This window comes from Mycolicibacterium sp. SMGY-1XX, assembly GCF_059132455.1.
Genome location: NZ_CP101139.1, coordinates 5,248,052 through 5,274,469, shown reverse-complemented (window position 1 = coordinate 5,274,469; position 26,418 = coordinate 5,248,052). Strand labels below are relative to the sequence as shown.

At 67.6% G+C, this 26,418-nt stretch carries 21 protein-coding genes; 10 read left to right on the top strand and 11 right to left on the bottom strand.

The features are described 5' to 3' along the window. Positions 1 to 38 precede the first annotated feature (38 nt). Genes NL241_RS25185 through NL241_RS25165 form a run of 5 tightly spaced genes read left to right on the top strand, consistent with a single transcriptional unit; the run spans position 39 to position 5,225 of the window. Positions 39 to 1,670 carry an AMP-binding protein gene (locus NL241_RS25185; RefSeq protein WP_494395357.1) on the top strand — a complete coding sequence of 544 codons (1,632 nt, stop codon included), beginning with the start codon at positions 39 to 41 and terminating at the stop codon, positions 1,668 to 1,670. A gap of 45 nt (positions 1,671 to 1,715) precedes the next feature. Next, entirely contained in the window at positions 1,716 to 2,906 is a 1,191-nt protein-coding gene (locus NL241_RS25180) for an amidohydrolase family protein (protein ID WP_487693361.1), read from the top strand. Between the two features lie 45 nt (positions 2,907 to 2,951). Continuing rightward, entirely contained in the window at positions 2,952 to 4,376 is a 1,425-nt protein-coding gene (locus NL241_RS25175) for a FadD3 family acyl-CoA ligase (RefSeq protein WP_494398385.1), read from the top strand. Next, the gene (locus NL241_RS25170; RefSeq protein ID WP_494395356.1) at positions 4,373 to 5,032 is read left to right on the top strand and encodes a fatty-acid--CoA ligase; all 660 of its coding nucleotides are present in this window, start codon (positions 4,373 to 4,375) and stop codon (positions 5,030 to 5,032) included. Before NL241_RS25175 ends, NL241_RS25170 begins: the two co-directional genes overlap by 4 nt. A gap of 13 nt (positions 5,033 to 5,045) precedes the next feature. After that, entirely contained in the window at positions 5,046 to 5,225 is a 180-nt protein-coding gene (locus tag NL241_RS25165) for a (2Fe-2S)-binding protein (protein ID WP_494395355.1), read from the top strand. Here NL241_RS25165 and NL241_RS25160 read toward each other — a convergent pair. The 4 genes from NL241_RS25160 to NL241_RS25145 form a co-directional block, all read right to left on the bottom strand. Then, positions 5,222 to 5,902 (bottom strand): hypothetical protein, encoded by a 681-nt coding sequence (locus tag NL241_RS25160; protein ID WP_494395354.1) that lies wholly within the window; start codon positions 5,900 to 5,902, stop codon positions 5,222 to 5,224. The genes NL241_RS25165 and NL241_RS25160 overlap by 4 nt on opposite strands. After that, positions 5,899 to 6,624, bottom strand: coding sequence for an Rv1363c family protein (locus NL241_RS25155; protein WP_494395353.1), 726 nt, complete (start codon positions 6,622 to 6,624; stop codon positions 5,899 to 5,901). The genes NL241_RS25160 and NL241_RS25155 overlap by 4 nt, the downstream gene beginning before the upstream one ends. Positions 6,625 to 6,967: 343 nt before the next feature. Beyond that, entirely contained in the window at positions 6,968 to 8,350 is a 1,383-nt protein-coding gene (locus NL241_RS25150; RefSeq protein ID WP_487693367.1) for an aspartate aminotransferase family protein, read from the bottom strand. Between the two features lie 19 nt (positions 8,351 to 8,369). Continuing rightward, the gene (locus NL241_RS25145) at positions 8,370 to 9,881 is read right to left on the bottom strand and encodes a CoA-acylating methylmalonate-semialdehyde dehydrogenase (RefSeq protein ID WP_494395352.1); all 1,512 of its coding nucleotides are present in this window, start codon (positions 9,879 to 9,881) and stop codon (positions 8,370 to 8,372) included. 108 nt (positions 9,882 to 9,989) lie between these two features. Between NL241_RS25145 and NL241_RS25140 the strand changes: the two genes are divergently transcribed. From NL241_RS25140 to NL241_RS25130, 3 genes are all read left to right on the top strand, one after another. Next, on the top strand, positions 9,990 to 11,582 hold the full coding sequence (locus NL241_RS25140; RefSeq protein WP_494395351.1) for a PucR family transcriptional regulator: 1,593 nt from the start codon (positions 9,990 to 9,992) through the stop codon (positions 11,580 to 11,582). A gap of 119 nt (positions 11,583 to 11,701) precedes the next feature. Then, on the top strand, positions 11,702 to 12,349 hold the full coding sequence (locus tag NL241_RS25135) for a hypothetical protein (RefSeq protein ID WP_494398384.1): 648 nt from the start codon (positions 11,702 to 11,704) through the stop codon (positions 12,347 to 12,349). A gap of 14 nt (positions 12,350 to 12,363) precedes the next feature. Further along, positions 12,364 to 14,358, top strand: a complete 1,995-nt coding sequence (locus NL241_RS25130) for a YhgE/Pip family protein (protein ID WP_494398383.1) — start codon at positions 12,364 to 12,366, stop codon at positions 14,356 to 14,358. A gap of 15 nt (positions 14,359 to 14,373) precedes the next feature. On the opposite strand, the gene NL241_RS25125 is transcribed toward NL241_RS25130, so the two are convergent. Next, positions 14,374 to 15,546, bottom strand: a complete 1,173-nt coding sequence (locus tag NL241_RS25125; protein ID WP_487693370.1) for an acyl-CoA dehydrogenase family protein — start codon at positions 15,544 to 15,546, stop codon at positions 14,374 to 14,376. Positions 15,547 to 15,611: 65 nt separating this feature from the next. Between NL241_RS25125 and NL241_RS25120 the strand changes: the two genes are divergently transcribed. Continuing rightward, positions 15,612 to 16,820 (top strand): NAD(P)/FAD-dependent oxidoreductase, encoded by a 1,209-nt coding sequence (locus tag NL241_RS25120; protein WP_494395350.1) that lies wholly within the window; start codon positions 15,612 to 15,614, stop codon positions 16,818 to 16,820. Positions 16,821 to 16,844: 24 nt separating this feature from the next. On the opposite strand, the gene NL241_RS25115 is transcribed toward NL241_RS25120, so the two are convergent. The 4 genes from NL241_RS25115 to xylA all read right to left on the bottom strand — a co-directional run bounded on the left by NL241_RS25115 (position 16,845) and on the right by xylA (position 21,393). Continuing rightward, entirely contained in the window at positions 16,845 to 18,116 is a 1,272-nt protein-coding gene (locus NL241_RS25115) for a sugar ABC transporter permease (RefSeq protein WP_487693372.1), read from the bottom strand. A gap of 11 nt (positions 18,117 to 18,127) precedes the next feature. Then, positions 18,128 to 18,913: an ATP-binding cassette domain-containing protein gene (locus NL241_RS25110; protein WP_487693373.1), complete on the bottom strand. Its 786-nt coding sequence runs from the start codon at positions 18,911 to 18,913 to the stop codon at positions 18,128 to 18,130. Between the two features lie 6 nt (positions 18,914 to 18,919). Beyond that, positions 18,920 to 20,017 carry a sugar ABC transporter substrate-binding protein gene (locus NL241_RS25105; protein WP_487693374.1) on the bottom strand — a complete coding sequence of 366 codons (1,098 nt, stop codon included), beginning with the start codon at positions 20,015 to 20,017 and terminating at the stop codon, positions 18,920 to 18,922. Between the two features lie 155 nt (positions 20,018 to 20,172). After that, positions 20,173 to 21,393 carry a xylose isomerase gene (gene xylA, locus NL241_RS25100; RefSeq protein ID WP_487693375.1) on the bottom strand — a complete coding sequence of 407 codons (1,221 nt, stop codon included), beginning with the start codon at positions 21,391 to 21,393 and terminating at the stop codon, positions 20,173 to 20,175. 120 nt (positions 21,394 to 21,513) lie between these two features. On the opposite strand from xylA, the gene NL241_RS25095 reads away from it, so the two are divergent. After that, positions 21,514 to 22,680 carry an ROK family transcriptional regulator gene (locus tag NL241_RS25095; RefSeq protein WP_494395349.1) on the top strand — a complete coding sequence of 389 codons (1,167 nt, stop codon included), beginning with the start codon at positions 21,514 to 21,516 and terminating at the stop codon, positions 22,678 to 22,680. A 4-nt stretch (positions 22,681 to 22,684) separates the two neighbouring features. On the opposite strand, the gene NL241_RS25090 is transcribed toward NL241_RS25095, so the two are convergent. Both NL241_RS25090 and NL241_RS25085 read right to left on the bottom strand, forming a co-directional pair. Continuing rightward, positions 22,685 to 24,733, bottom strand: coding sequence for an acetate--CoA ligase family protein (locus NL241_RS25090; protein WP_494395348.1), 2,049 nt, complete (start codon positions 24,731 to 24,733; stop codon positions 22,685 to 22,687). A 5-nt stretch (positions 24,734 to 24,738) separates the two neighbouring features. After that, entirely contained in the window at positions 24,739 to 26,385 is a 1,647-nt protein-coding gene (locus tag NL241_RS25085; protein ID WP_487693377.1) for a phytoene desaturase family protein, read from the bottom strand. Positions 26,386 to 26,418 lie beyond the last annotated feature (33 nt).

The window sequence follows — 26,418 nt, the reverse complement described above, 5'->3', positions numbered from 1 at the left end:
GGAACGGTTGCCCCCGCCTACGCCAGGAGCTTTCCCCGATGCGCGAAATCCCGGTCGAACTGCGCGAACGGTATCTCACGCGGGGGTGGTGGACGCCCGATACGCTGGGCGATCTGCTGGCCGCGGGACTGGCGGCAGCGCCCGACGCCGAGTTCTGCGTGCATTCGGCGGTGCGGCCGTACCGGGGCACGTTCGCCGATGTCGAGTTGACGGCCCGGCGACTGGCCGCTGGTCTTCGGGACCGCGGTGTGGGCCCCGGCGATGTCATCGCCGTGCAACTGCCGAATTGGATGGAAGCCGCTGCGACCTTCTGGGCGTCGGCAATGCTCGGCGCGGTGGTGGTTCCGATCGTGCATTTCTACGGCCGCAAGGAATTGACCCACATCTTCGCCGACGCCCAGCCGGCCGTGTACATCACCGCCGAGCGTTTCGGCCGGATGGAGTTCGACGCCGAAGTGGCGGAGAACATTCCGGTGGTCGGCGTGGTGGGCGCCCGGTCGATGGTCAGGGGCGAGGGGCGAACCCGGGCGGGGAGCCGAACCGATGAGCCCTGCGACTTCGACGCCCTGCTGGCCGACGAACCACTGCGCGGTGTGCACGGCTGCGATCCCGGCCGGCCGGCGTTGATCGCCTACACCTCGGGCACCACCCGCGCGCCGAAAGGTGTGGTGCACAGCCACTACAGCCTGGTTCACGAGACCCGGCAGCTGGCCGCGCTGTACCCGGCGGACCGCGGCGCCCAACTGACCGCGGCGCCGGTCGGGCATTTCATCGGCATGCTCAACGCACTGCTGATCCCGGTGCTCGACGGGGCCCCGATCCAGATGGCCGATGTCTGGGATCCGGCACGCGTACTCGCCTTGATGGAATCCGACGGGCTCACCGTCGGCGGGGGAGCGACGTACTTCATCACCAGCCTGCTCGACCATCCTGATTTCCGGCCCGCTCACCTGCCCCACATGAGGTACGCCGGCCTCGGCGGGTCGTCGGTCCCGGCTGCGGTCACCCGGCGGCTGGCCGACCTCGGTGTCATCGTCTACCGCTCCTACGGCAGTACCGAGCATCCGTCGATCACGGGTTCGCACCACAGCGCGCCGGAAGCAAAGCGGCTCTACACCGACGGATGTGCGCTGCCCGGGGTGGAGCTGCGGCTGGCCGCGGACGGCGAGATCCTCTCGCGCGGGCCCGACCTGTGCCTCGGCTACACCGATGCGGCGTTGACGGCCAAGGCTTTTGATGCCGACGGGTGGTACCACACCGGTGACATCGGGATGCTCGACGACGACGGTTATCTGACCATCACCGACCGCAAGTCCGACATCATCATCCGCGGCGGTGAGAACATCAGCGCTCTCGAGGTCGAAGACCTGCTGTTGTCGCTGGCCGGGGTGGCAGAGGCCGCCGTGGTGGCCGTGCCGGACGACCGGCTGGGTGAACGGGCCGCGGCCGTGGTGCGGTTGCTGCCGGGCCGGCCGGCGCCGAGCCTCGACGACGTGCGGACCCATCTCGCGACCTGCGGGCTGGCCCGCCAGAAGTGGCCCGAGTACGTGCATTCCGTCCCCGAGGGCCAGGACTTCCCGCGGACCCCGAGCGGCAAGGTGCAGAAGTACCTGGTGCGTCGCTCACTCGAAGCGGAACGGAATTCGACCCCTCGGGGCGATTGCCACTAGGCCACTGTGAGAATATGATTCTCACGAACTGGAAGGGAGAATTCCATGGGGCAACTGTCGCACCGAGTCGACATTCCGTTTCCGCTGTTCGATGCGGACAACCACCTGTATGAGCCGCCGGAGGCGATGACCAAGTTCCTGCCCAAGGAATACAAGGACGTCGTCCAGTACGTCGAGGTCAACGGCCGCACGAAGATCGCGCTCAAAGGCCAGATCAGCAACTACATCCCGAATCCCACCTTCTCGGTGGTCGCCAAGCCGGGCGCCTGGGAGGAATACTTCAAATACGGCAACCCCGACGGCAAGAGCAAGCGTGAGCTGTTCGGCGAGCCCATGAAAGCCATCCCGGCGTTCTTCGAGCCCGAACCGCGTATCAAGGTCATGGACGAGCTCGGTGTCGACCGCAGCCTGATGTTCCCGACGCTGGCCAGCCTGATCGAGGAACGCCTGTCCGATGATCCGGTGGCCATCCACGTTCTGATCCACTCGCTCAACCAGTGGCTCGACGAGGTGTGGGGCTTCAACTACCAGAACCGTATCTTCACCACGCCGGTGATCACGCTGCCGATCGTCGAGAAGGCCATCGAGGAGCTGGAGTGGGCCGTCGCCCGCGGGGCCCGCGCCATCCTGATCCGTCCGGCGCCGGTGCCCGGCTTCCGCGGCCCGCGCTCGTTCGCGCTGCCCGAATTCGACCCGTTCTGGGAGCGCTGCGTCGCGCACGACGTGTTCGTCGGCATGCACTCCTCCGACAGTGGGTACTCGCGCTACACCTCGGAGTGGGATGGCGGCGCACAGGAGATGCTGCCGTTCCAGACCAACGCCATGTCGATCCTCAACGAGTGGCGCCCGATCCAGGATGCGGTGGCGTCCTGGGTGATTCACGGTGCGCTGTTCCGGCATCCGAAGCTGAAGGTGGGCATCGTCGAAGCCGGCTCGAAGTGGATGTTCCCCCTGCTGGACTCGATGGCCGAGGTCTGGAAGAAAGCCCCCGAGGCCTTCCTGGGGAACCCGATGGAGGAGATCAAGAACCGTATCTACGTCAGCCCCTTCTACGAAGAGGGCATCGACGACCTGATCAACCTGATCGGCGTCGACCAGGTGCTCTACGGTTCGGACTGGCCGCACCCGGAGGGGTTGGCCGAGCCCACTCACTACGTGACCGCGCTCGATCACCTGTCCGTCGAGGACCAGGCCAAGATCATGGGCGGCAACCTGGGTCGCCTCGTCACCACCTGATCTTCGAGAGTGGCATTCGCAGCACGTTGGCAGACCATCCCCGAGATGGTCTCGAGTGTCGGCGACCGCTTCGGTGATGCCGAAGCGGTCGTCGACGGGCCATTGCGGCTGAGCTATGTCCAACTGGCCGACCGGGTCCGCCGGGCCGCGGGCGCCGTCGCCGGACTCGGCGTCGACAAAGGCGACCGGATCGCCATCTGGGCGCCCAATTCCGCGCACTGGTTGATCGCCGCATTCGGGGCGCTCACCGCCGGCGCGGTGGTGGTGCCGGTGAACACCCGGTTCAAACCCGACGAGGCCGGCGACATCATCGGCCGCAGCGGCGCCAAGGCGGTGCTCGTCCAGGACGGGTTTCTCGGACAGGATTTCGCCGCACCCGCAGGGGTACCGGCGATCGACCTCACGTCGGGATTCCTCGAGGACGGCGCACCGTTCACGCGGCGGCCCCAGGACTGGTTGGCCGGTACCGATATCGCCGACATCATCTACACCTCGGGCACCACAGGTCGGCCCAAAGGCGTGATGATGAACCACCTCCAGACCTTGCGGCTGTACGAGGAGTGGTGCGACCTCGCAGACCTGCGCGAAGGCGACCGGTACCTCATCGTCAACCCGTTCTTCCACACCTTCGGTTACAAGGCCGGCTGTATCGCCTCCCTGATCCGGGGCGCCACCATCCTGCCCGTCCCGGTCTTCGACGCCCAGCGGGTGGTGGAACTCATTGCGACAGAACAGATCACGATGCTTCCCGGCCCGCCGACGCTCTATCACTCCCTGTTGGCGGTACCCGACAAGTCCAAGCTGTCCACGCTGCGGGCCGGTGTCACCGGAGCCGCCGACATTCCGGTGGAGTTGATCCGGCGGGTGCACGAGGAGCTGCCGTTCCAGACGCTGGCCACGGGTTACGGGCTCACCGAGTGCGGCACCGCGACGCTGTCGCGGCCCGGAGATTCCTTCACCGATATCGCCACGACGGTGGGCACGCCGTGCGACGGTATCGAGGTGCGGATCGCCGAGGACGGGGAAGTGCTGGTTCGTGGGTACAGCGTGATGCAGGGCTATTTCGACGATCCGGTTGCCACCACCGAGGCGATCGACGCCGAAGGTTGGCTACACACCGGGGATCTCGGTGTGTTCACCGACAGCGGCCGCCTGCAGATCGTCGGGCGCAAGAAGGACATGTTCATCGTCGGCGGGTTCAACGCCTATCCGGCCGAGATCGAAGGATTTCTGCTCGAACACCCCGCCATCGCCCAGGTGGCGGTGATCGGAGTCCCCGATGAGCGACTGGGACAGGTGGGCCGGGCCTTCGTTGTGCTGAAAACCGGCGGTGCCGAGCTGACCGAAACCGATCTGATCGCCTGGAGCAAGCAGCGGATGGCGGGCTACAAGGTGCCGCGCTCGGTCGTTTTCCTCGACGAGCTGCCGCTCAACGCCACCGGGAAGGTGATGAAGGACCGGCTCCGGTGAACGTCGCTGACGTCTACGAACATCACTCGCTGGTGATCGCGTCGGACTATCGGATACCCGACCCGTCGCGGGTCGGCCCCTTGATCGAACGCCGCAAGGACGCGTTGGCCGCGCTGGGTGCCCACCATGTGCTGGTGTACCGGTCCACCCAGGAGGTGGGCCGGGTGTTGGTGATGATCGGGGTACACAGCCGCGAGCCGGTCGTCGACCTGATGCGCTCGCACGTGTTCCTCGACTGGTTCGACGCGGTGGGCGTGGAGGACATTCCCGCGGTCTTCGCCGGTGAGATCGTCGAGCGGTTCGATCTGACCGATCCCGCCGATCAGCCCCTACCGCCCGGGGTGGTGGTCTCGGCCATCGTGACCGTCGACGACATCGACGTGCTGCTGGCCGAATTGCGGCGTGCGCAGAGCAGATTCAAATCCGCGGGCATCAGGAAGGTCTGGGTGTTCCACGCGTTCGACGAAGCCCAGGAGGTGCTGATCCTGCAGGAGATCGTGGACGAGGACAGCGCGCGCCGCTGGATCGAGCATCCCGACGCGGCGGCGGAGTGGATGAGCCACGCCGGCATCGGGGTGTACCCGCCGCTGTTCGTCGGCGAGTTCGACTCGATGGTGCGCCTCGATCCCGCCGGTCACATCGACGAGGCGAACTGACGAGAGCGCCTGGATGTTTGTCTGCCTCTGCGTCGGTGTCACCAGCCAAACGGTGGCAGCGGCGGTGGCAGCCGGCGCCACGACGTGCAACGAGGTGGCCGACAAGTGCGGCGCCGGCGCGGATTGCGGTCGGTGCCGCCGTTCGATCCGGGCGATCATCGACAGCGGCCGCTGCGAGAAACCGGACTGCTAGACGGGTTTGAACTCCGAGATCAACCAGCGCCCGTCGACCTTGGCCAGATGCACCAGCACGCTGCTGTTGGCCAGCGTGGGGTCGGGGCGGTCGGTGCTGGTGGTGGTCTGGTTGACGAACACCAACACCGTTGCCGTGTCGGGCTGGATGTCGGACACCGCAGCGCGGACCACGTTCGCCGTGGTCTGCACCTTCTTCTGCGCCGCCGCGGGCTTGACGATCTGATCGGTGAACTGCGTGTAGTACGTGAGGAATTCACCTGTCAGATGGGATTTCGCAGCGGCCAGGTCCGCGTCGAGAGTGTCCGGCTTGTAGGACAGCAACGCCACGGTGCCGTCCTGCGCCGCTTGTAATGCCGTCTGGGCCGCGTCCGGTCCGGTGGCCTGTGCCGGACGGTACTGCGCGAAATACAGCCAGGCGGCCACCGATGCCGACGCCACCAGCAACACCCCCAGGACCGCAATCCCCAATGCCGCCGACGGTGCCCGGCGCCGGGTGACGGGTGCGGGCGGCTCATCGGAGCCGTCGTCGTCCACAGCCTCTGCTCCGCTGTCGTCGCGCGAGTCGCTCACCTCGTCAGTATCGGCCTCGGCGTCATGGCCGGTGACCTCGGTCCCGTCGAGGTCGTCGTCGACGACATCGACCGCGCCGGAGTGCGATTTCTGGTCAGTGCTCACGGTACGAACTCGACTTTCGCCATCTTGATCTGATCGCCCACCCGGCTGACGGTCACGCTCAACCGCCAGATCCGCGGATTGGGTTGCTTGCTCACCGAATTGGCGACTTGAGAGGTGGCGGCCACCAACACGATCGCCGAATCATCGGTCATCGTTTCGACAGCGGTGGCGTTCACCGTGGCCGTCGTGACGACCTGGGACTCCTTCATCACGGTCAGGAAGTCTCCTGTGCTGCTGGCGAAATCGTCGTGGAACTCACCGGTGGTGCTGTCGATGACCCGCTGGATGTCGGACTGGGCGTTGTTGAAATCCAGCGACATCAGGTTCACCACACCCTGCTGGGCCGCGGCGGCGAATTCGCTCCGCTGTTCGTGATAGCGGTCCATCGTGCGGGCCTGGTACAGGAAGAAGGCGCTCATCGCGATCAGTGCCAGAACCGCGATACCCGCCACGGATTCGGCGACCGTCCGCACGGCCGCTGCGGTGACCCGGCGTCGCGCCGGGCGGGCTCCGTCCTCGTCGGACACGTCCTCGTCGGACCCGTCTTCATCGGAAAGGTCTGCGTGGGTCTCGGGGTCGTCGTTGTCGGAGGTGCGGCGTTCACGCAACTGCTCGGCACGGGCACGGGCGGCAGCGGCGGCCGCTTCGGCTTCGGCGGCCTCGGCTTCGGCGAGCTCGGCGAGACGCAACGTTTCGGCGGAGTCGGTGGTGGTCTCGCTCATGGACGCGCCGAGGTCGCGGCGGAGGGCAGCTCGCGGTGCCGACGAGACACGCAGCGCGGCATCAAGACCTCCGATTCGTCGGTGAAGAAGTGAGAATGACGTTACTCCCTCTGAGTTCAAGCGAACCATATCGCACCGGCAACAGGAGAGAAAAACAAGATTCTGCCTGCGGAAATGACGTTTTCATTTCTGACCGGTCCCGCACCGTCCGCCGCGGGTGTGTGCGCTGCGTCACGAGAATGGCCTGCTTGGGCGGGAAAGTCAACGGTGTGGACCGACAGCGGCGAAAAACGACATCGGCCGCCCGAGCAGCAGCTCGGACGGCCGATGTTGATGGATACGACTAGACGCTGTGCTCGTCCGCCACCGTCAAGGCGGCGTCGAGGGCGCGCAGGCCCTCGGCCACCTCGGCGTCGGTGATGTTGCACGCCGGCACCGCATGAATCCGGTTGAAGTTCGCGAACGGCAGCAGGCCGTTGGCCTTGCACGCCGCGATCGTCGCGTTCATACCCGGGCTGGAGCCGCCGTACGGTGCCAGCGGTTCACGCGTGGCCTGGTTGGCCACCAGCTCGATCGCCCAGAACACGCCCAGCCCGCGGACCTCGCCGACGGAGCGGTGCTTGGCGGCCAGCTCACGCAGGCCGGGGCCGAGCACGTCGTTTCCGATGCGCTTGGCGTTGGCGACCATGCCCTCGTCCTCCATCGCGTTGATGGTGGCCACGGCAGCGGCGCAGGCCAGCGGGTGACCCGAGTAAGTGAGCCCACCCGGGTAGGCGCGGTCGGCGAAGGTCGCGGCGATTTTCTCGCTGATCGCCACACCACCCAGCGGCACGTACCCGGAGGTGACACCCTTGGCGAACGTCATCAGATCCGGGGTCACACCGAAGTTCTGGATGGCGAACCATTCACCGGTGCGGCCGAACCCGGCCATCACCTCATCGGCGATGAACACGATGCCGTACTTGTCGCAGATCTCCCGGACCCCGGCCATGTAACCCGGCGGGGGCACCATGATGCCCGCGGTGCCCGGCACCGACTCGAGGATGATCGCGGCGAACGACGTCGCGCCCTCGTGCTGGATCAGCCGCTCCAGGTACTCCAGCGCGCGCTGCGATTCCTGTTCGTCGGTCTCGGCGTAGAACGACGAGCGGTACAGGAACGGCCCGTTGAAGTGCACGACGCCGCTGCTGGCGTAATCGTTGGCGTAGCGCCGCGGGTCACCGGTCAGGTTGATCGCCGTGTCGGTGCCGCCGTGGTACGAGCGGTACCGCGAGAGCACCTTGTAGCGGCCGGTGTGCAGACGGGCCATCCGGACCGCGTGCTCGACGGCATCGGCGCCACCGTTGGTGAAGAACACCCGGTTCAGATCGCCGGGAGTGCGCTCGGCGATCAGCCGAGCGGCCTCCGAGCGTGCGGCGTTGACGTGCTGCGGTGCGATGGTGCACAGCTTCGCGGCCTGCTCGGCGATGGCCGACACCACCTTCGGATGCTGATGCCCGATGTTGGTGAACACCAGCTGCCCGGAGAAATCGAGCAGCTTGTTGCCGTCGCCGTCCCAGACGTACTGGCCGTCGGACGCGATGATCGTCATCGGTTTGATCTGCGCCTGCGCCGACCACGAGTGGAAGACGTGCTGACGATCCAACTCGTAGGCGCGGGCGCCTTCTGCGATGGCGGTGTCCAGGTCCTGCCCGGAGGGCAGGATGTGTGCGCTTACAGATGTCATGGGTGCGATTGTCCCTTGGTCAGCTGTTCTGCGGGAAGCCGAGGTTGATACCGCCGTGGCTCGGGTCGAGCCAGCGGGTGGTGACCACCTTGCCGCGGGTGAAGAAGTGCACGCCTTCGGTGCCGTGGGCATGGGTGTCGCCGAACAGCGAGGCCTTCCAGCCGCCGAAGCTGTAGTAGGCGGTGGGAACCGGGATCGGGACGTTGATGCCGACCATGCCGACCTCGACCTCGTTCTGGAACCGCCGTGCTGCGCCGCCGTCGTTGGTGAAGATCCCGGTGCCGTTGCCGTAGGGATTGCTGTTGATCAGCTCGAGGGCGTCGTCGTAGGTGTCCACCCGCACCACGGACAGCACCGGGCCGAAGATCTCGTCGGTGTAGACGCTCATCTCGGGGGTGACGTTGTCCAGCAGGGTCGGGCCCAGCCAGAACCCGTCAGCCCCACCGTCGACCTTCGGGTTGCGTCCGTCCACGACGACGGTGGCGCCGTCGGCCTCGCCGGCGTCGATGTAGGAGGCCACCTTGTCGCGGTGCGCCTTGGTCACCAGCGGGCCCATATCCGAGTCCTTGGTGCCATCACCGGTCTTGAGGGTGTGGGCACGCTCTTTGATCTTCGCGACGAGTTCGTCGGCGATGGGGCCGACGGCCACGGCCGCGGAGATGGCCATGCAGCGCTCGCCCGCCGAACCGAAACCGGCGTTGATCATGGCGTCGGCGGCCAGGTCCAGATCGGCATCGGGCAGGATCACGGCGTGGTTCTTGGCGCCGCCGAGGGCCTGGACGCGCTTGCCGTGGGCGGTGCCGGTGGCGTAGACGTACTCGGCGATCGGGGTGGAGCCGACAAAGCTGATGGAGCGCACCTTCTTGTTGGTGAGCAGCTCGTCGACGGCCACCTTGTCACCCTGCAGGACGTTGAACACCCCGGCGGGCAGGCCGGCCTCGGTCCACAACTGAGCGATCCACAGCGCGGCCGACGGGTCCTTCTCCGACGGCTTGAGCACGACGGTGTTGCCCGCGGCGATGGCGATTGGGAAGAACCACATGGGCACCATGGCCGGGAAGTTGAAGGGCGAGATGATGCCGACGACACCGAGCGGCTGACGGATCGAGGCCACGTCGACGTTGGTGGACGCGTTCTCCGTCATACCGCCTTTGAGCAGATGCGGGATGCCGCAAGCGAACTCGACGACTTCCTGGCCGCGGCTGACCTCGCCGAGGGCGTCGGAGAGCACCTTGCCGTGCTCACTGGTGATGATGGCGGCGAGCTCGTCCTTGCGGGCGTTGAGCAGCTCGCGGAACGCGAAGATGATCTGGCTGCGCTTGGCCAGCGAGGTGTCGCGCCAGGCGGGGAACGCCGCGGCGGCGGCATCGATGACGGCGCGGGCATCCTCGACGGTTGCCAGGGCCACTTCGCCGGTCACCACACCGGTGGCCGGGTTGGTCACGGGAGCCGTGCGCTCACCGCTGCCGGCGAAGCTCTTGCCCTCGGCCCAGTGGGCGATGGTGGTTACCTTGCTGAGTGTCGCAGTCACAACTGTCCTTCGTGTCGGTTGGAGCGGTGACTCCAGTGTCTGTTGTCGGAGGTGGGTGCAGCCCCGACGAACTGTCTCGATGAGGCGCGAAGACTTTACGATGTGTCAATGACGCTGACGATCGGCCAGATACTCGACCTGCCGGTCATACAAGCCGGGGTGCCCGAGGTGTTCGGAGCTACGCCCGAGGTGCTGGACCGCCCGGTGCGATGGGTACACGTCAGCGACCTAGCCGACCTGTCGAACCTGCTCGAGGGTGGCGAACTGGTGCTCACCACCGGCGCCGCACTGACCGATCCGGGATACCTGTCGCGGCTGGCTGCAGCCGGGGCGGTCGGCGTTGTCGTCGAACTGGGGCTGCACATCGCCGAGATCCCCGCCGGCGTCGCGGCGCTGGGGGACGAGCTGCCCCTGCCGGTGATCGCGCTGCACCAGGAGGTCCGCTTCGTCGAGGTCACCGAGGAGGTACACCGCCGCATCGTCGCCGAGCAGTACGCCGAGGTGGACTACGCCCGCCGCGTCCACGAAGCGTTCACCGCCCTGAGCATGCGTCGCGCCGCCGTCGACGACATCGTGGCGGCGTGCGCCGACATGCTGGACACACCCGTCGTCCTGGAAGACCTCAACCGGCAGGTGCTGGCGTTCGCGTCCCATGGCGTGCGAACGGCCGAGCTGCTCGCGGACTGGGACCGCCGCTCGCGCCTGGCGGACACCTCCGGCGGCTGGCTGGTCCGCTCGGTCGGGCCCTACCGACAGGAGTGGGGCAGGTTGATCGCGCCCCGGCTGGCGCCCGGCGACACCCGCGCGGCAATGACCGTCGAGCGTGCCGCGCAGGCGCTGGCCCTGCACCACATGGCCGAGCAGGGCCGGACCTCGCTGGAATTGCGGGCGCAGAGCGGGCTGGTGGACGACCTGCGTGCGCATCGGGTGCGCGACGAAGCCGAGGCGACCTCCCGCGCGCATGCACTGGGACTGCGGCCGGCGTTGACCTATGTCCCGATCACCCTGCGCCCGTTGGAAACTCGGAGCAACGATCAGGTGCTGATGCAGCAGCGCCGGGCCGGCACCCTTGATGCGGTGGTGCACGCGATCCGCGCCGACGGCCATACGGTGCTGACGTCGAGCCGTGAGGACGGCCAGATCGACCTGTTGCTCGCGCTGCGCCATGGTGGTTCGCTCACCCGGGTCTGCGGGCACATCCGCCGGGTGGTCACCCGCATCGACGGCGTCTCCGAATGCTTCATCGGGGTGGGCCCGGAATCCAGCCGACTCATCGACGCCGCCGACGGGCTGGCTGAATCGGTGTACGTGGCCGAGGTGGCCTCGAACCTGCCCCGCGGGCCGGACGGGGCCTCCGAGCGCCCGTTCTACCGCGCGGCCGACGTGCGGCTGCGTGGGCTCGTCGCTCTGATCCGCAGCGACCCGCGCGTCCAGGCGTTCGCCGAGACCGAGTTGCGCGGCGTCCTGGAGCATCGCGCCAAACACGGTGAGGAGGCGTTCGGGCTGCTGCGGGTGTTCCTCGAGTGCGGCGGCAACAAGACCGAGGTTGCCGGACGGCTGCATCTGTCGCGGCCCACCCTCTACGCCCGGTTGGCGGCGCTGCAGCGGCTGCTCGGCGTCGACCTCGACGATGCGGAATCCCGCACGTCACTGCATGTTGCGATGTTGGTGCTCGACCGCAGCGGCCCGACACAGGTGTGACGCGCGCGGCTTCGACAGTCAAACCGGCACGGGTGTGCTGGGATTGGCGGGTGCCGGACGAGCCCGTGGAACCCGTGAATCCGTCAGCCGAGCCCGCGGTCACCGCCCGCGGGATCCGGATGACCGGGCCGTGGGGACCGGTGTACGGACCCATCGACCTGGACATCGAACAGGGCGGCGTGACGGTCCTGGTGTGCCCGGCCGGCACCGCCCGGACCGCGTTGCTGATGACGCTCGCGGGACGGATGCGTCCGGTCGCGGGGGAATTGACGGTCTTCGGGCGTACCAAGGCCACGCAGATCTTCGCTGTCTCGGCGCTGGCGGGCATCGACGAGCTCGACACCGTGGCCGAGTCGGTGACAGTGCGCGACGTGCTCACCGAGCAGCTGCGGTGGGACGCGCCCTGGTACAAGCTGATTCGCCGCGCCGGTGAGGACGACCTGCACCGCATCTGCGGGGCGGTGTTCGGCGACCTGCCGCTGCCACCGCTGGGCGAATACGTCGACGAGCTCACCGAATTCGACGGCCTGCTGCTGCGGATCGCATTGGCCAACACCGCCCGGCCACCGCTGCTGGTGGTCGGCGATCTCGATCAGGTCAGCAGCGACTCGAGTCGCGAGCTGCTGGTGCAGCGCCTTGTCGCACTCGGTCTGGAACAGACGGTGATCACCGCGACGGTCAACGGGGTGCCCGGCCACGACGTTCGTGACCACATCGACGTGCCCAACATGACGCGCGCGGAACTCGTTACCCAAGAGGAGAAGTAGACGTGTTGGCCGGGATGTCGCTGGGCACCGATCTCAAGAAGTACTCGCGCGGCACGCTGCCGCGCATCGCGCTGATCACCATCATCGTGATGCCGCTGCTGTACGGCGCGATGTACCTGTGGGCGTTCTGGAACCCGTTCGCCGAGGTGAACAAGGTGCCGGTGGCGCTGGTGAACGAGGACGCCGGAGCCTCGGCGCAGGGGCAACCGCTCAAGGCCGGCGACCAGGTGGCCGCCGCGTTGCAAGCCTCCGGGCAGTTGGACCTGCACCAGATGTCCGCGCAGGAGGCCGCCGACGGAGTCGCCAGTGGTAAGTACTACTTCTCGATCACGCTGCCGCAGGACTTCTCGGAGAGCATCGCCTCACCGTCCGGTGGCGACCCGCACCAGGCGAAGATCCGGTTCACCTTCAACGACGCCAACAACTATCTGGGCTCGATCATCGGGCAGAACGCGTCACGCGAAGTGCTCAATCAGGTCAACGCCTCGATCGGTGAGCGCACCGTGGGCACGGTGCTGACCGGGCTCACCGACGCCGGCGCCGGCCTGATCCAGGCAGCCGACGGGGCCGGCCAGCTTGCCGCCGGCCTCGGGACCGCAAACGACGGCGCCCATCAGTTGTCCACCGGCGCCGACGCGTTGGCCGCGGGCCTGGACACCGCCCGGAGCGGCTCGGCCCAATTGGCCGCGGGCACTTCTCAGTTGGCGGCCTCCGTCGACAAAGCCACCGACCCGCTGCTGTCGGTGCTGGACCGGGTGGGTGATCTGCAGCTCGACCCCGACGCGGTGAGCCGGGCGGCCCAGCACCTCAGCGGGGCCGTGCGTTCGACCACTGACCGGATCGCTGCGCTCAACGTCGACCAGGCGCAGGCCGCGGCCATCGTCAACCAGGCCGTCGGCCTGCTGCGCAACAATCCGGATCCGACAGTCCGCGATCTGGGTGACTTCCTGGCCGGCGCGCAGCATCTGCTGAACGCCCAGGGCATCGATCCCACCACCGACGCCGGGCTGGTCCGGTTGCGCGACAGCGCAACGTCGCTGGAGAACGAGCTGGGTGACCCCAACAGCCAGCTGCGGACGTTTCTGAGTTCAGCACTCAACGGCGGGCTGCGTGCCGATGTGGCCAAGCTGCGCGACGGCGTCGACCAGTTGAACACCGGGGCGCACCAGCTGTCCGACGGTCTGGTCACGCTCGGCGATGGAGGCCGGCGCTTGGCCGACGGCGCTTCGGAACTGGCTTCCGGAACGGAGAAGCTCCAGGCCGGTGGGCAGGAGTTGGCGACCAAGCTCAAAGAGGGCTCCACCCAGGTACCGTCGTGGACACCGCAGCAGCGCACCGAGGTGGCCCGTACCCTCTCCGCGCCGGTGGCACTCGACCTCGTCAACGACAACCCCGCCGCCACCTTCGGCACCGGGTTCGCGCCGTTCTTCCTGCCGCTGGCCCTGTTCATCGGCGCGCTGATCATCTGGATGTTGTTGTCGCCGTTGCAGTCCCGCCCCATCGTCAACGGGCTCGGAGCGCTGCGGGTGGTGCTGGCGTCGTACTGGCCGGCCTTGTTGGTGGCGTTCTGCCAGGTGGTGGTGATGTACGTCGTCGTGCACTTCGGAGTGGGTCTGCACGCCGAGTACCCGCTGGCCACGGTGGCCTTCCTGATACTCGTCGCCGCCACCTTCCTGGCCATCATCCAGGCGTTCAACGCCGTGTTCGGCGTGGCAGTCGGACGGGTGATCACGTTGGCGTTCCTGATGCTGCAACTGGTCTCGGCCGGCGGTATCTATCCGGTGGAGACCACCGCCACGCCGTTCCAGTGGATCCACCCCTTCGATCCGATGACCTACGCCGTGAACGGCTTACGCCAGCTGACCGTCGGTGGGGTCGACTCGCGGCTGTGGGTGGCGGTCGCGGTACTGGGTGGCCTGTTGGCGGCGGCGTTGGCGGCCAGTTCCTGGGCGGCCCGACGCAACCGGCAGTACACGATGGAGCGACTGCACCCGCCCATCGAGGTGTGATGTCCGCCGCGGCGCTCAGTGCCGGTGAAACTCCGCGAATCGCCCGTTGAGCAGTTGCCGCGCAACGATGAGCCGCTGGATCTCACTGGCACCCTCCCAGATGCGCTCCACCCGCAGCTCCCGGAACATCCGCTCGGCCACGTTCTCCCGCATGTAGCCCCGGCCGCCGAACACCTGCACGGCGCGGTCGGCCACCCGGCCCGCCATCTCCGAGCAGTACAGCTTGGCCATCGACGCCAGACCGTGCAGCGTCTTGCGATCCAGTCCGGCATCGATGGAGCGGGCCACTTCGTAGAGCATGGTGCGGGCGGCGAACAGTTCGGTGGCGCTGTCGGCGAGCATGCCCGCCACCAGCTGGTGCTCACCGAGTGCGGTGCCGCCGACGGTGCGGTCCTTGGCAAAGGCCGTCATCTCGTCGACGAGGCGCTGCCCAGCCCCGACACACCGGGCGGCCACCATCAGCCGCTCGAACCGGAACCAGTCCTGGGTGAACGTCATCCCCTCACCTTCGGCGCCGACGAGATGCGACGCGGGCACCCGGACATCGGTGAACGACACGATGGGGTGCTCGTCGGCGATGTGATGGCTGTAGTGCGGGGTGCGCACGACATCGACACCCGGCCAGGGCAGGTCCACCACCAGCAGCACGTGTTCGCCGGCGAACTCGCCGTTGTCCAGCACCGCTTGGACGAACAGGTAGTCGGCCAGATTGAACGATGTGACATGCCATTTGACGCCGTTGACCACGTAGTCGCCGCCGTCCTTGCGGGCGGTGGTGCGCAGCTCGGAGACATCGGAGCCGGCGAACTCCTCGGTGATCGCGTACGCCTCGTGCTTGTCGCCGCGCACCGCCGGCGTCAACCACTTTTCACGCTGGTGGTCGGTGGCCACGTCCACCCACCACTGCGGCGGGGTGTGCATCACCCACGCCAGCCCGTTGGTGACCCGGCCCACCTGTTCCTGCACCAGAACCTGTTGCAGCGCAGTGAATCCGGCTCCACCCGCAGCGGCGGGGATGTTGGTGGCGTAGAGGCCGAGCTCGAGTGCTCTGGCGTGGTGTGCGGCGGCGATCTCGCGGGGGAGTTGCCCGCCGGCCAGTTCGGCCTCGACCTCGTAGGGCATCAGTGACTCGGCGAATTCGGCGGCGGTGGCACGGATCAGTTCATCCTCGGCGGTCAGACCGTACATGCCCGTGCCCCGATCGTCGTCACTGCTCTTGACTGAGTGTTCAGTTTATGCGACGGTCTCGTAGTATGACCAGTGCTGATGTGGTGGTGGTCGGTGGCGGCACCGTAGGAGCGTGGACGGCGGTGCTGCTGGCAGCCGGCGGTGTGAAAAGCGTGATCCTGCTGGAGGCATCAACTCTGGGCGAAGGGGCCAGCAGCCGTGCCGCTGGCATGGTCCGCGCCCAAGGCGGCACCGAGACCGCTATCCGGCTCGGCATGCGGAGTCAGCAGTTCTACCGGGCCAGCGGCGACCGATTTCCGGTGGACTGCGGTTTTGTGGCGCAGGGTTACCTGATGCCGTGCTTCAGTGACGCCGAGGTCAGACAGGCGCACCAGCGAATCGTGTTGCAGCAGCGGCTCGGACTCGAAGTCGAATGGCTTTCACCGGCCGATCTGGCGGCCCGCGACACGGGCCTGGCACCCGAGTCCACACTCGGTGCGTCCTACGCCCCCGGCGACGGTTACATCGACGCGCCACGCAACGTGCTCGCCTATACCGCCGCGCTGAACGCCCATGGTGTCGACGTACGCGAGCGCTGCGCGTTCACCGGGTTGCGCACCGCCGGCGGCCGGGTGGTCGGCGTCGTCACCGCCGACGGACCCATCAACACCGAACGTGTGGTGCTCACCGGAGGTCCGCAACTGGCCGAGGTGGGCCGCACCGCCGGGGCCCGCGTGCCCGCAGGAGGCACCCGGCACCAGGTGGTGGTCACCGCGCCGCTACCAGCCGGTAACGTGCACGAGCTGCCCATGGTGTTCGATGTGGTGTCCGGAATCTACTGGCGCCCAGGCGAATTCGGTGGGCTTCTGTGGGGGATGAGCAACCCCGACGAACTTCCGGGGCCCGCCACGGAGTTCGACTGGAGGTATTACGCCAAGGCGCGCGATCGCATCGAAGCGCTGTACCCGGCGGTGCGCGGCCTCGGGTTGCGCCGCAGTTGGGCGGCCACCATCGACTACACCCCCGACCACCTGCCGATCCTGGGGCCGTTGCTCACCGACGACGGCCCCGTCGCCGGCACGGTGGTGGCCAGCGCTGCCGGGCACGGGATGATGTGGGGACCGGCGGTGGCAGAGGTGGCCGCCGACCTCACCGCCACCGGCAGGTGCGACTGGCTGGACCTGACCGACCTCGGGCTGGATCGGTTCGACGCCGACGGGCGCAGCCGACTCGAACCCGAGCCGATCTCGTTGCCGTTCCCGCAAACCGTTGCAACCCAGCCGGTCTCGCCCTGACCCGAGTGCCCGTGGTGGCTCAGCTCAACTCAAGCCGGTGGCCGAGCGCCGGCGGCGGGAGATCGCGTCGACGCTCGCGGCGAGCAGCAGCACCCCGCCGGTGACCAGGAAGTTGATGTAGGAGGACTGGTTCAGCAGTCCGAGACCGTTGGCGATGGTGGCCACCACCACACCGCCGATCACCGCGTCGATGGCCCGGCCTTTGCCGCCGAACAGGCTGGTGCCCCCGATCACCGCCGCACCCACGGCGTACAACAGGGTGTTGCCCGCACCGGAGGACGCCGACACCTTCCCGGCGTACGACGCGGCGATGATGCCGCTCAACGCCGCCAACGACGAGCACACGATGAACACCGAGACGCGAATGCGCGCCACCGAGATACCGGCGCGTCTGGCGGCTTCGGCGTTACCGCCCACCGCGTAGATGTGCCTGCCGTAGGCCGTCCGGTTCAGCACCAGGGTCAAGACGATGAGTAGCACCAGGATCAACGGCAGAACGTAAGGGATGCCGCGGATCTCGACACCCCGGTTGACGGCGCGGTTGACGCTGAGCACGTAGGTGACTCCGAGGACGACGACGGCGACGGCGACGATCCGTGCGACCACCACCCCCAGCGGCGGGTGGGCCAGTCTCAGTGCGGTCTTGCGGCGGTACTGGTAGAGCTCGAGGCCGGCGAAGCCGAGCACCACCACCAGGGCCAATGTCCACCCGGCCGTCACCGACAGATTGCTGATGGTCAGGCCCCGGATCACCGGGTCGTCGACGCGCGCGGAACCACCCTCGCCGATGAGCTTGAGCGTGACACCCTGCAGGCCCAGGAAGAACGCCAGTGTCACCACGAACGACGGGATGCCGAGTTTGGCGCGCAGCACACCGATGGCCAGCCCGATCAAGGCGCCGCACGCGATACCGGCTCCGATCGCGAGCCACCACGGCCAGTCCATGTTGACGATCGCCAGTGCCATGACACACGCCGAAACCCCGCCCGCCACACCGGCGGACAGGTCGATGTCCCCGAGCAGCAGCACGAACACCAGGCCCATGGCCAGCACGCAGATCGAACCGGCCTGGGTGATGAGGTTGGCCAGGTTCAGCGCGGACAGGAACCGTTCGTTGGCCAGGCCGAACACCACGAACAGCACGACCAGACCGAGCACCGCGGGCAGCGACCCCATGTCACCGCCGCGCACCCGCTGCAAGTACCCGCGTACCGCAGCACCGAAGCTCTGGTCGGTGCGGGTGTCGCCGATGAAGTCGCCCTCGGCCAGCGTGACATCCGGACGAACACTGGTCATGTCATTGCCCTTCACAGCGATTCCGCGGCCTGAGCGGGTGCCAGGCCCAGACTGCCTGACCGTCCCGCGGTGATGAGTTCGACGATCTGGCTGTGCGTGACCTCGGAGGCCTTGACGTCCGCGGCCACCCGGCCCAGGTAGAGCGCGCAGATCCGGTCGGCAACCTCGAAGACGTCGACCATGTTGTGCGAGATCAGCACCACACCCAGACCCTGCTGGGCGAGCCGGCGAACCAGGTCGATCACCTGCCGGGTCTGCGCGACACCCAGTGCGGCGGTGGGCTCGTCGAGCAGCACCACCTTGGAGTTCCACAGGACCGACTTGGCGATGGCGACGGTCTGGCGCTGACCGCCCGACAGGCTGGACACGGTCTGGCGCACCGATTTGACCGTCCGTACCGACAACGATGCCAGCGCTTCCCGCGCCATGGTCTCCATCCGGGCCTCGTCGAGGATGCCCCGCCGCTTGATCTCGCGGCCCAGGAACATGTTCTCGACGATGTCGAGGTTGTCGCACAATGCCAGATCCTGGTAGACCACCTCGACGCCGAGAGCCGACACATCGTTGGGTCCGTGGACGGTGACCGGCTTGCCTTCGAACAGGTACTCGCCGCTGTCGATGGGATGGATGCCGGCGATCGCCTTGACCAACGTCGACTTCCCCGCGCCGTTGTCCCCGACCAGGGCGGTGACCTCGCCGGGATAGACCTGGAAGTCGACGTCGTGCAGGACGTGCACCACACCGAAACTCTTGTTGACGCCGCGGAGTTCGAGAATGGGTTCGCCGGTTGAGGTCATGACGATTCAGGCCCCTGCCGCCGAGCACATGGCTTCGAACTGCCCGGCGCACACCTCGTCCTTGGACTGTCCGCCGTCGTCGAACACCACATTCATGTTGTCCTTGGTGATCGACTTCGGGGTCAGCAGCACCGAGGGCACGTCGCGGCCACCCTGATCGTCGCGCGAGGTGTTGTTGGTCTGCGGCTGTTCACCGTTGGCCAGCGCGATCGCGGCCTCGGCCAGTGCGTTGGCCTCTTCTGTGGCCGACTTGTAGACGGTCATGCACTGCGTGCCCGCCAGGATGTTCTGCAGCCCTTCGACGGTGGCGTCCTGGCCGGTGACCGGTACCTGCCCGGCTCGCTTGTTCTTCTCCAGGATCGAGATCACCGAACCGGCCAGACCGTCGTTGGCCGCGTACACACCGTCGATCTTCCCGTCGGCCGCGGTGTACATCTGCTCGAAGATCGTCACCGCCTTGTCGTTGTCCCAATCGGGCACGGCCTGCTCGCCGACATTGGTGATGCTGGGGGTGGCGTCGATCACCGAGTGGGCGCCGCTGGAGAACAGCGTGGCGTTGTTGTCGGTGGGAGATCCGTTGAGGAACACCACGTTCGCCGGCCGTCCGCCCAGACAGTCCACCAGGCCCTGGCCCTGCAGTTCTCCGACGACGGTGTTGTCGAACGAGATGTAGACATCCGCCGAACCACCGAGTGTGAGGCGGTCGTAGTCGATGGTCTTGATGCCCTGGGACGCAGCCTTCTGCTGAATGGCGGCGCCGCTGTCGGAGTCGAGGTTGACGATCGCCAGGACGGTCACGCCGTCGGCGATCATGCCGTCGGCGATGGTGGCCATGGTGTCGGCGGAACCTTCAGCGTTCTGGATCGTGTAGTCGACGCCGGCTTCCTTGAACGCGGCTTCCAGCGCGGGCCGGTCCTTGGACTCCCAGCGGACCGACGACTTGGTGTCCGGCAGGATGACACCGATCTTGCCGCTCTGGGCCTCGGCGCCTCCGGTGCCGGTCTCCGACCCGCCGCCGGAGCCGGAATCACTGCTGCTGCACGCGCTGAGCGTGAGACCGACGCCGACGACCGCGGTGAGGAGCAGGGTGCTGGTTCGATTCACGGAAATCGCCTCCGGAGAAGTGGTGGGTGAAGTTGTGGATGTGAGGTGCGCAGGACGGCACGAGCCCCCGACCCGGTTTGTTCTTTCAGGCAACATATAACGTGACCTGTGTCACGTCCAGGATTCGGTGATGCAGAGGTTCGGCCACGGCCGGGTCAGCGCGCGCCCATCAGGTGCTCGATCGCCAGCTGGTTCAGCGCCACGAAGTTGCAGCCGCGTCCACCGAAGTACGGCGCGGGGTCGAACTGCCGGTAGGAGGCCGCGTCGGCCAGGAGATCGGCATAGGTCTCGCCGGGGGAGAGGGTGGGCTCCCGCAGTTCGGGCACCTTGGCCGCGGCCAGTGCGTCGATGACCGCCGGGTCGGCGCGGAACGCGGCGGCCCGCTGCTTCAGCAACAGATACATCCGCATGTTGGCCGCCGCTGACGCCCACACCCCGGCGCTGTCCTCGGTGCGGCTGGGTTTGTAGTCGAAATGCCGTGGGCCGTCATAGGCTTGCGTACCGTCCGGGCCGCCATGCTCCAGTAGGTCGACGAGAGCGAAGGCATTGGCGAGGTCGCCGTGGCCGAACACGAGGTCCTGGTCGAACTTGATGCCGCGCTGACCGTTGAGGTCGATGTGGAAAAGCTTGCCGCTGTAGAGGGTTTGCGCGATGCCGTGCATGAAGTTCAGACCCGACATCTGCTCGTGGCCGGTCTCGGGGTTGACGCCCACGAGCTCGGGATGGGCCAGGGTCTCGATGAACGCCAATGCGTGGCCGACGGTGGGGAGCAGGATGTCGCCCCGCGGCTCATTGGGTTTGGGTTCGATCGCGAATCGCAGGTCGATGTTCTGCTCGATCACGTACTGGCACAGCAGGTCCATCGCCTCGCGGTACCGCGCCAGCGCGGCCTGAACGTCTTTGGCCGAATCGTATTCGCTGCCCTCGCGACCGCCCCAGAGTACGAACGTCCGGGCACCCAGTTCGGCGGCCAGGTCGATATTGCGCAGCACCTTGCTCAGGGCGAAACGCCGCACCGCGCGGTCATTGCTGGTGAATCCGCCGTCCTTGAACACGGGTTGGGTGAACAGGTTGGTGGTGATCATCGGCACCACCAGTCCGTTGGCTTCCAGGGCTGAGGTGAGCCGGCTGATCATCCGGCGGCGTTCGGCTTCCGAGCTGCCGAATGGGATCAGGTCGTCGTCGTGGAACGTCAGTCCGTGTGCCCCGAGTTCGGCGAGCCGTTCGACGGCCTCGACCACGTCGAGGGTGGGCCGGGTGGCCACGCCGAATGGGTCGGCACCGGTCCAGCCCACGGTCCACAGGCCGAACGAGAACTTGTCGGATGGCGTCGGCTTCAGTTCGTCGGCGCGCGCGTTGCTTTCCAGAACCGTCATGATGATGCTCCTCGGGCCCGGTGTCGGCGGGCTTGTGGTGAAACGGTTTATTTGTTCTGCGAGCGAACATATGATGTGGGCTGCGCCACTGTCAAGGGTGGTCGCGGGAGAAGGGAAACGATGAACCGCACCGGGGACCAGCGCGCTTCGCGGGTGGGCACCAGCACCGACGACGTCCGCCGGCGCAACCTGTCCAGCGTTCTGACCCTGGTGCATCACCACCGTGCGTTGAGCCGTGCGGAGCTCACGCGCCGGACCGGTTTGTCGCGGTCCACCATCAAGGATCTGGTCGAGGAGCTGAGCGCGCGAGGGCTGGTCCAGGAGTCCCCGGCACCGGCGGTGGCGCAGGTGGGCAGGCCCAGTCCCATCGTCAGCCCGGGCAATAGGGTGCTGGCGGTGGCCGTCACGCCGGAGGTGGACGCGGTCACGGTGGGCGTGGTCGGGCTCGGCGGGCTGGTACTCGAGGTGGTACGTCGCTCGACCAAAGGTGTGCCCACCGCCGCGGCGGCGGTCGAGATCGCAGTCGAATCGATCGATCGGATCCGCGTCGGCTTGCAGCCGGGTCAGGAACTCACCGCTGTCGGAGTGGCCGTGCCCGGGCTGGTACACGGCCCGGGGTCGGCGGTGCAGTTGGCGCCCAATCTGGACTGGCACAATGTCGAGATCGGCCAGATGCTAAGCACAGCAACGGGTTTGACTTCTTCTGCGGCCAACGATGCCAATCTCGGCGCCATCGCCGAGCACTTGTTCGGCCGGCACGGCAATGCCGACCACCTGATCTACGTCAACGGCGGACCGAGCGGTATCGGCGCCGGTTTTGTGGTCGCGGGTGGGCTGCTCGAGGGGGTCGCGGGTTATGCCGGCGAACTGGGCCACACCTACGTCGGCGGCGGCGAGCCCTGCCATTGCGGCAGCGTGGGATGCCTGGAAACCGAAGTCACCCAGGCGCCGTTGGCCCGGCTGCTGGATGAGCTCGACGGCGCCGCGCCGACCATCCACAGCGGGGCCGAACTGGACGTGATCAACCGGCAGGCGCGCTCGCTGGCCATCGCCCTGGGTAATGCGGTGAACATGCTGAATCCGCGATTGATCGTGCTCGGTGGCTTCTTGCGGGTGTTTCCTGCCTACGCCTCCGATGTGTTGCGCGAGGAGTTGGGCAGGCGGAGCATGCGGGCGCCGTGTGATCTGGTCCGCGTGGTGCCGGCGACACTCGGCGCCGAGACGCTGATGATCGGCGCGGCGGAACTGGCGTTCGCGCCGTTGCTCGCCGACCCCGGCAGTTTCTGACTCCTCAACCGCGGGCGATCACCAGCGCGTCGACCGCCACCGCGCCGTTGGGCCCGACGATCACCGGGTTGGCTTCCACCGCATCCAGCACATCGCCGAGTTCTGCTGCCAGACAGGAGAACCCGACGACCACCTGGACCAGCGCCGCCAAGTCGGCCGCAGCCGCGCCGCGCCACCCGTCGAGAAGCCGCCTGATCCGTAACGACATCACCAGGCGCTCAGCGGCGCGGGCGCAGACCGGGGGGAGGGCGACGGCGCGGTCGGCGACCAGTTCGACCATCACCCCGCCGGCTGCGATCACCACCAGGGGTCCGAAGCTGGGGTCTCTGACAAAACCCACGGAGACCTCGACCCCGGGTTCGGCCATGGCGTTGATGGTGACCGACGGCCCGAGTGCGCCCGCCATCGCGGTGTAGGCGGTGCGCAGGGCGTCCTGCTCCGCCACACCGAGTACCACACCGCCCACCTCGGTCTTGTGGGCGCTCGCCGTGGTCTTCAAGGCAACCGGATACCCCACTGCCGCAGCCGCGTTCAGTGCCTCGTCGAGGTTCCCGGCCGGCCGCGAGGCGGCCACTGGGATGCCGTAGTCGGCCAGAAGCTCGAAGGCCGGCGCGGCACCCGCGGCCAGGCGGGCCCGCCAGCGGCGTTGACGTGCCGAGTCCACCGCAACATCAGGTGGGGGCGCCGGGTGGGGCCATTCGACAAGATGCCGCAGCGCGGCGAGTCCACTGCGATAGCCCTCGAGCACCGGGATACCCGCGTTACGTACCCGGGCGGCCATCGTGGGATCGACCGCCGACGGCACCGAGGTCAGCACGGCCAGTGGCGCATCGGTGTGCCGGGCGGTGTCCAGCACGGCGTCGGTGTAGGCGGTGTCTCCGTCGAACTCGGTGACCAGGTCCACGGCCAGTGCGGTGACGGCCACGGCCGGATCCGCCGTCATCAGCCGCAGGCACGCGCCGAACAACGCCCGGGTGTCGGCGCCGGTGCCCCAGACGTCCAGCGGATTGGCAGCCGCCAGCCCGTCGTCCAACAACTCGGCGATCGCGGCCACGGTGTGCCCGTCAAGATCGGCGAACGGCACACCCACGGCATCGGCGACGTCGGCGCACAACGCACGTTCGGCGCCGGAATCGTGCACGGTGGCGATTCCCGTGCCGGGCCCCGGTGCGACCCGGCTGCGCCGCCGGGCGCTGAAAAGTTCGATCGTGTCCGTGAACTCGGCGAGATCGTGCACGTGCACCGCGCCCGTGGCGGCGCAGAATGCTGCCCACCCTTCGGCGCCGCCGGCCAAGGCGCCCGAGTGTGCCGCCACCATCGCGCGGCCACGGGGTGATCCGCCGACGGTGAGCATCACCACCGGGATGCCGGCGTCGGCCGCCCGGCGCAGAGCCGCCCCCAGACGCGGCACCGACCGCGGAGTCTCCAGCAACAGGGCGATGAGTTCGGTGCCCGGGTCGGCCAGTGCGTACTCGATGTAATCGGCGGTGTCGGTGACCAGTTCCTGCCCCGAGGACACCGCCAGCCGGAAACCGAACCCGCGACGGCTGCGCAACAGGGAGGAGAACGCCGACCCGGAATGCGTGATCAACGAAACGCCACCGGGCGGCAGGGGATCGGGCTCGAGATAGCCCAGCGCGCGCACCCCGAGCGCGTTGTTGATGAAGCCCATACAGCCGGCCCCGCACAGTGCCATACCGGCGTCGCGGGCCAGCGTGATGATGCGCTCGCGCTGTCCGGCGCCGTGCGCGGACCCGAACAGCACCGCCGAGGACGCGCCGACGGAAACGGCGGACTCGAGTGCGGCGACCACCGCGGCGTCGGGGACTCCGAGCAGTACCAGCTCCGGCGCCTCGTCCAATGCTTCCAAGGCTGGTACGCAACGCATTTCGCCGATGCGCCGGTAGCCCGGATTGACCAGATGGACCCGCGCCGATCCGCGGCACGCTTCGGTGACCATCCTGGCGCCGAAACTGTCGGGCCGTGCGCTGGCGCCGACCACGGCGATGGATCGGGCGCCCAGCATGGTCGCCACGGCAGCTCGAGGCGTCACATTGCTCAGGAGCGTCGGCCGAACGAGGCGATCCGCGCACGGCGGCCCGCGCGCTTCTGGTCCGCCAGGGCGGCTCTGGCGGCCTGCCAGCCAGGGATGCCGCACACCCCGCCGCCTGCGTGGGTTGCCGAGCTGCCGTTGTAGAGCCCCGCGATGGGCGTGCGGTAATCGGCGAAACCGGGGGCCGGACGCATGTGGAACAGCTGCTCGAGGGACAGCTCACCGTGGAAGATGTTGCCGCCGATGAGGCCGTACTCCTGTTCCATCTCGTGCGGTCCCACGATGTCGCGGTGCAGGATCGAGGATTTGAATCCGGGAGCCACCTGGTCGTAGAGGTCGATCAGCCGGTCGGCGTAGGCGTCCAGTTCCTCCGTGTGTGCCTCGTCGGCCCAGTCCGAGGGCACCCACTGGGTGAACAACGACATGATGTGGGTGCCATCGGGATTGAGTGTGGGATCCAAGGTGGTGGGGATGACGCCGTCGCTGAACGGCAGCGCGGCGGGTTTGCCGAGCCGGGCGTCCTGGAATGCCGCCTCGATGTAGTCCATGGTCGGGGCCATCTCCACGGATCCGGTGTGATGCTCGGCCAGGCCGGTGCTCGGGTCGGCGGTGAAGTTGGGTAGTTCGGCCAGCGCGAGGTTGATCTTCACCACCCCGCTGCGGGTCTTCCAGCGCTCGATGTCGTTGACGAACTCGCTGGGCAGTTCATGGCGGGGGATGTGGTCGAGGAAGGCGGTCCGTGGATGCAGGGTGGTGACCACCAGCGGTGCGCGGATCTCGTCACCGGTGTCCAGGACCGCGCCCCGCACGCGGCCGTTCTGCACGAGCAATCGGGAAACCCTTGCCTCAGTGCGGATCTCGGCGCCGAAGGCGCGCGCCGACCGGGCGATGGCGTCGGATACCGCTCCCATGCCGCCCTCGGGATACCCCCAGCTTCCCAATTGCCCGTCACCGACATCGCCGATGGAGTGGTGTGCCATCACGTAGGCGGTACCCGGTTCGTAGGGGCCGGCCCAGGTGCCGATCACGCCGTTGACGGCCAGTGCACCCTTGATCTGCGGTGAGGTGAACCAGTCATCGAGCAGGTCGGCGATGCTCATGGTGAGCAGCCGGGTGACGTCGCCCATCATGCGGGTGGTCATGCCGCGTTGGCTCCAGCCGAGTTTGGCCAGGTCGAGCAGGTCGCCCGGTTTGTGCGAGCCGATGTTCGGCGGGACCTGCGTCAGAAGCGGACCCATGACATCGGCGATTCCCTCCAGCCAGGCGTTCCACTTGGGCCAGGTGTCGGCATCCCTCTTGGACCACCGGGCCAGCTGTTCATGGGTGCGGGCGGGGTCGTCTTCGTAGATGGTGAGCGAGCCGCCCTCGGGGAAGGCCTGATAGTAGGGCCCCATCGGGTGGACTTTGTAGCCGTGCCGCTCGAGACCGAGATCACGCACGATGGTGGGCGGCATCAGGCTCATCACGTACGACAACCGGGTGACGCGCAGATGCGGGGCGTCGGGCCAGGGTGCCTCGGTGGTGGCGGCGCCGCCGACGGTGCTTCGAGATTCGAGCACCAGTGTCCTGGCTCCGGAGCGGGCCAGGTAGGCCGCGGAGACAAGGCCGTTGTGGCCGCCGCCGATGACCAGAGCATCGTAAGAATCGGACATCGCGGAACCCTTCAGTCATTCGGCACACCTTGA

Bases quoted from the DNA above. Each gene is read 5' to 3' on its own strand.
- NL241_RS25185 (WP_494395357.1), top strand. From the start codon at position 39: ATGCGCGAAATCCCGGTCGAACTGCGCGAACGGTATCTCACGCGGGGG.
- NL241_RS25180 (WP_487693361.1), top strand. From the start codon at position 1,716: ATGGGGCAACTGTCGCACCGAGTCGACATTCCGTTTCCGCTGTTCGAT.
- NL241_RS25175 (WP_494398385.1), top strand. From the start codon at position 2,952: ATGGTCTCGAGTGTCGGCGACCGCTTCGGTGATGCCGAAGCGGTCGTC.
- NL241_RS25165 (WP_494395355.1), top strand. From the start codon at position 5,046: ATGTTTGTCTGCCTCTGCGTCGGTGTCACCAGCCAAACGGTGGCAGCG.
- NL241_RS25155 (WP_494395353.1), bottom strand. From the start codon at position 6,624: ATGAGCGAGACCACCACCGACTCCGCCGAAACGTTGCGTCTCGCCGAG.
- NL241_RS25150 (WP_487693367.1), bottom strand. From the start codon at position 8,350: ATGACATCTGTAAGCGCACACATCCTGCCCTCCGGGCAGGACCTGGAC.
- NL241_RS25140 (WP_494395351.1), top strand. From the start codon at position 9,990: ATGACGCTGACGATCGGCCAGATACTCGACCTGCCGGTCATACAAGCC.
- NL241_RS25135 (WP_494398384.1), top strand. From the start codon at position 11,702: ATGACCGGGCCGTGGGGACCGGTGTACGGACCCATCGACCTGGACATC.
- NL241_RS25130 (WP_494398383.1), top strand. From the start codon at position 12,364: ATGTCGCTGGGCACCGATCTCAAGAAGTACTCGCGCGGCACGCTGCCG.
- NL241_RS25125 (WP_487693370.1), bottom strand. From the start codon at position 15,546: ATGTACGGTCTGACCGCCGAGGATGAACTGATCCGTGCCACCGCCGCC.
- NL241_RS25120 (WP_494395350.1), top strand. From the start codon at position 15,612: ATGACCAGTGCTGATGTGGTGGTGGTCGGTGGCGGCACCGTAGGAGCG.
- NL241_RS25115 (WP_487693372.1), bottom strand. From the start codon at position 18,116: ATGACCAGTGTTCGTCCGGATGTCACGCTGGCCGAGGGCGACTTCATC.
- NL241_RS25110 (WP_487693373.1), bottom strand. From the start codon at position 18,913: ATGACCTCAACCGGCGAACCCATTCTCGAACTCCGCGGCGTCAACAAG.
- xylA (WP_487693375.1), bottom strand. From the start codon at position 21,393: ATGACGGTTCTGGAAAGCAACGCGCGCGCCGACGAACTGAAGCCGACG.
- NL241_RS25095 (WP_494395349.1), top strand. From the start codon at position 21,514: ATGAACCGCACCGGGGACCAGCGCGCTTCGCGGGTGGGCACCAGCACC.
- NL241_RS25085 (WP_487693377.1), bottom strand. From the start codon at position 26,385: ATGTCCGATTCTTACGATGCTCTGGTCATCGGCGGCGGCCACAACGGC.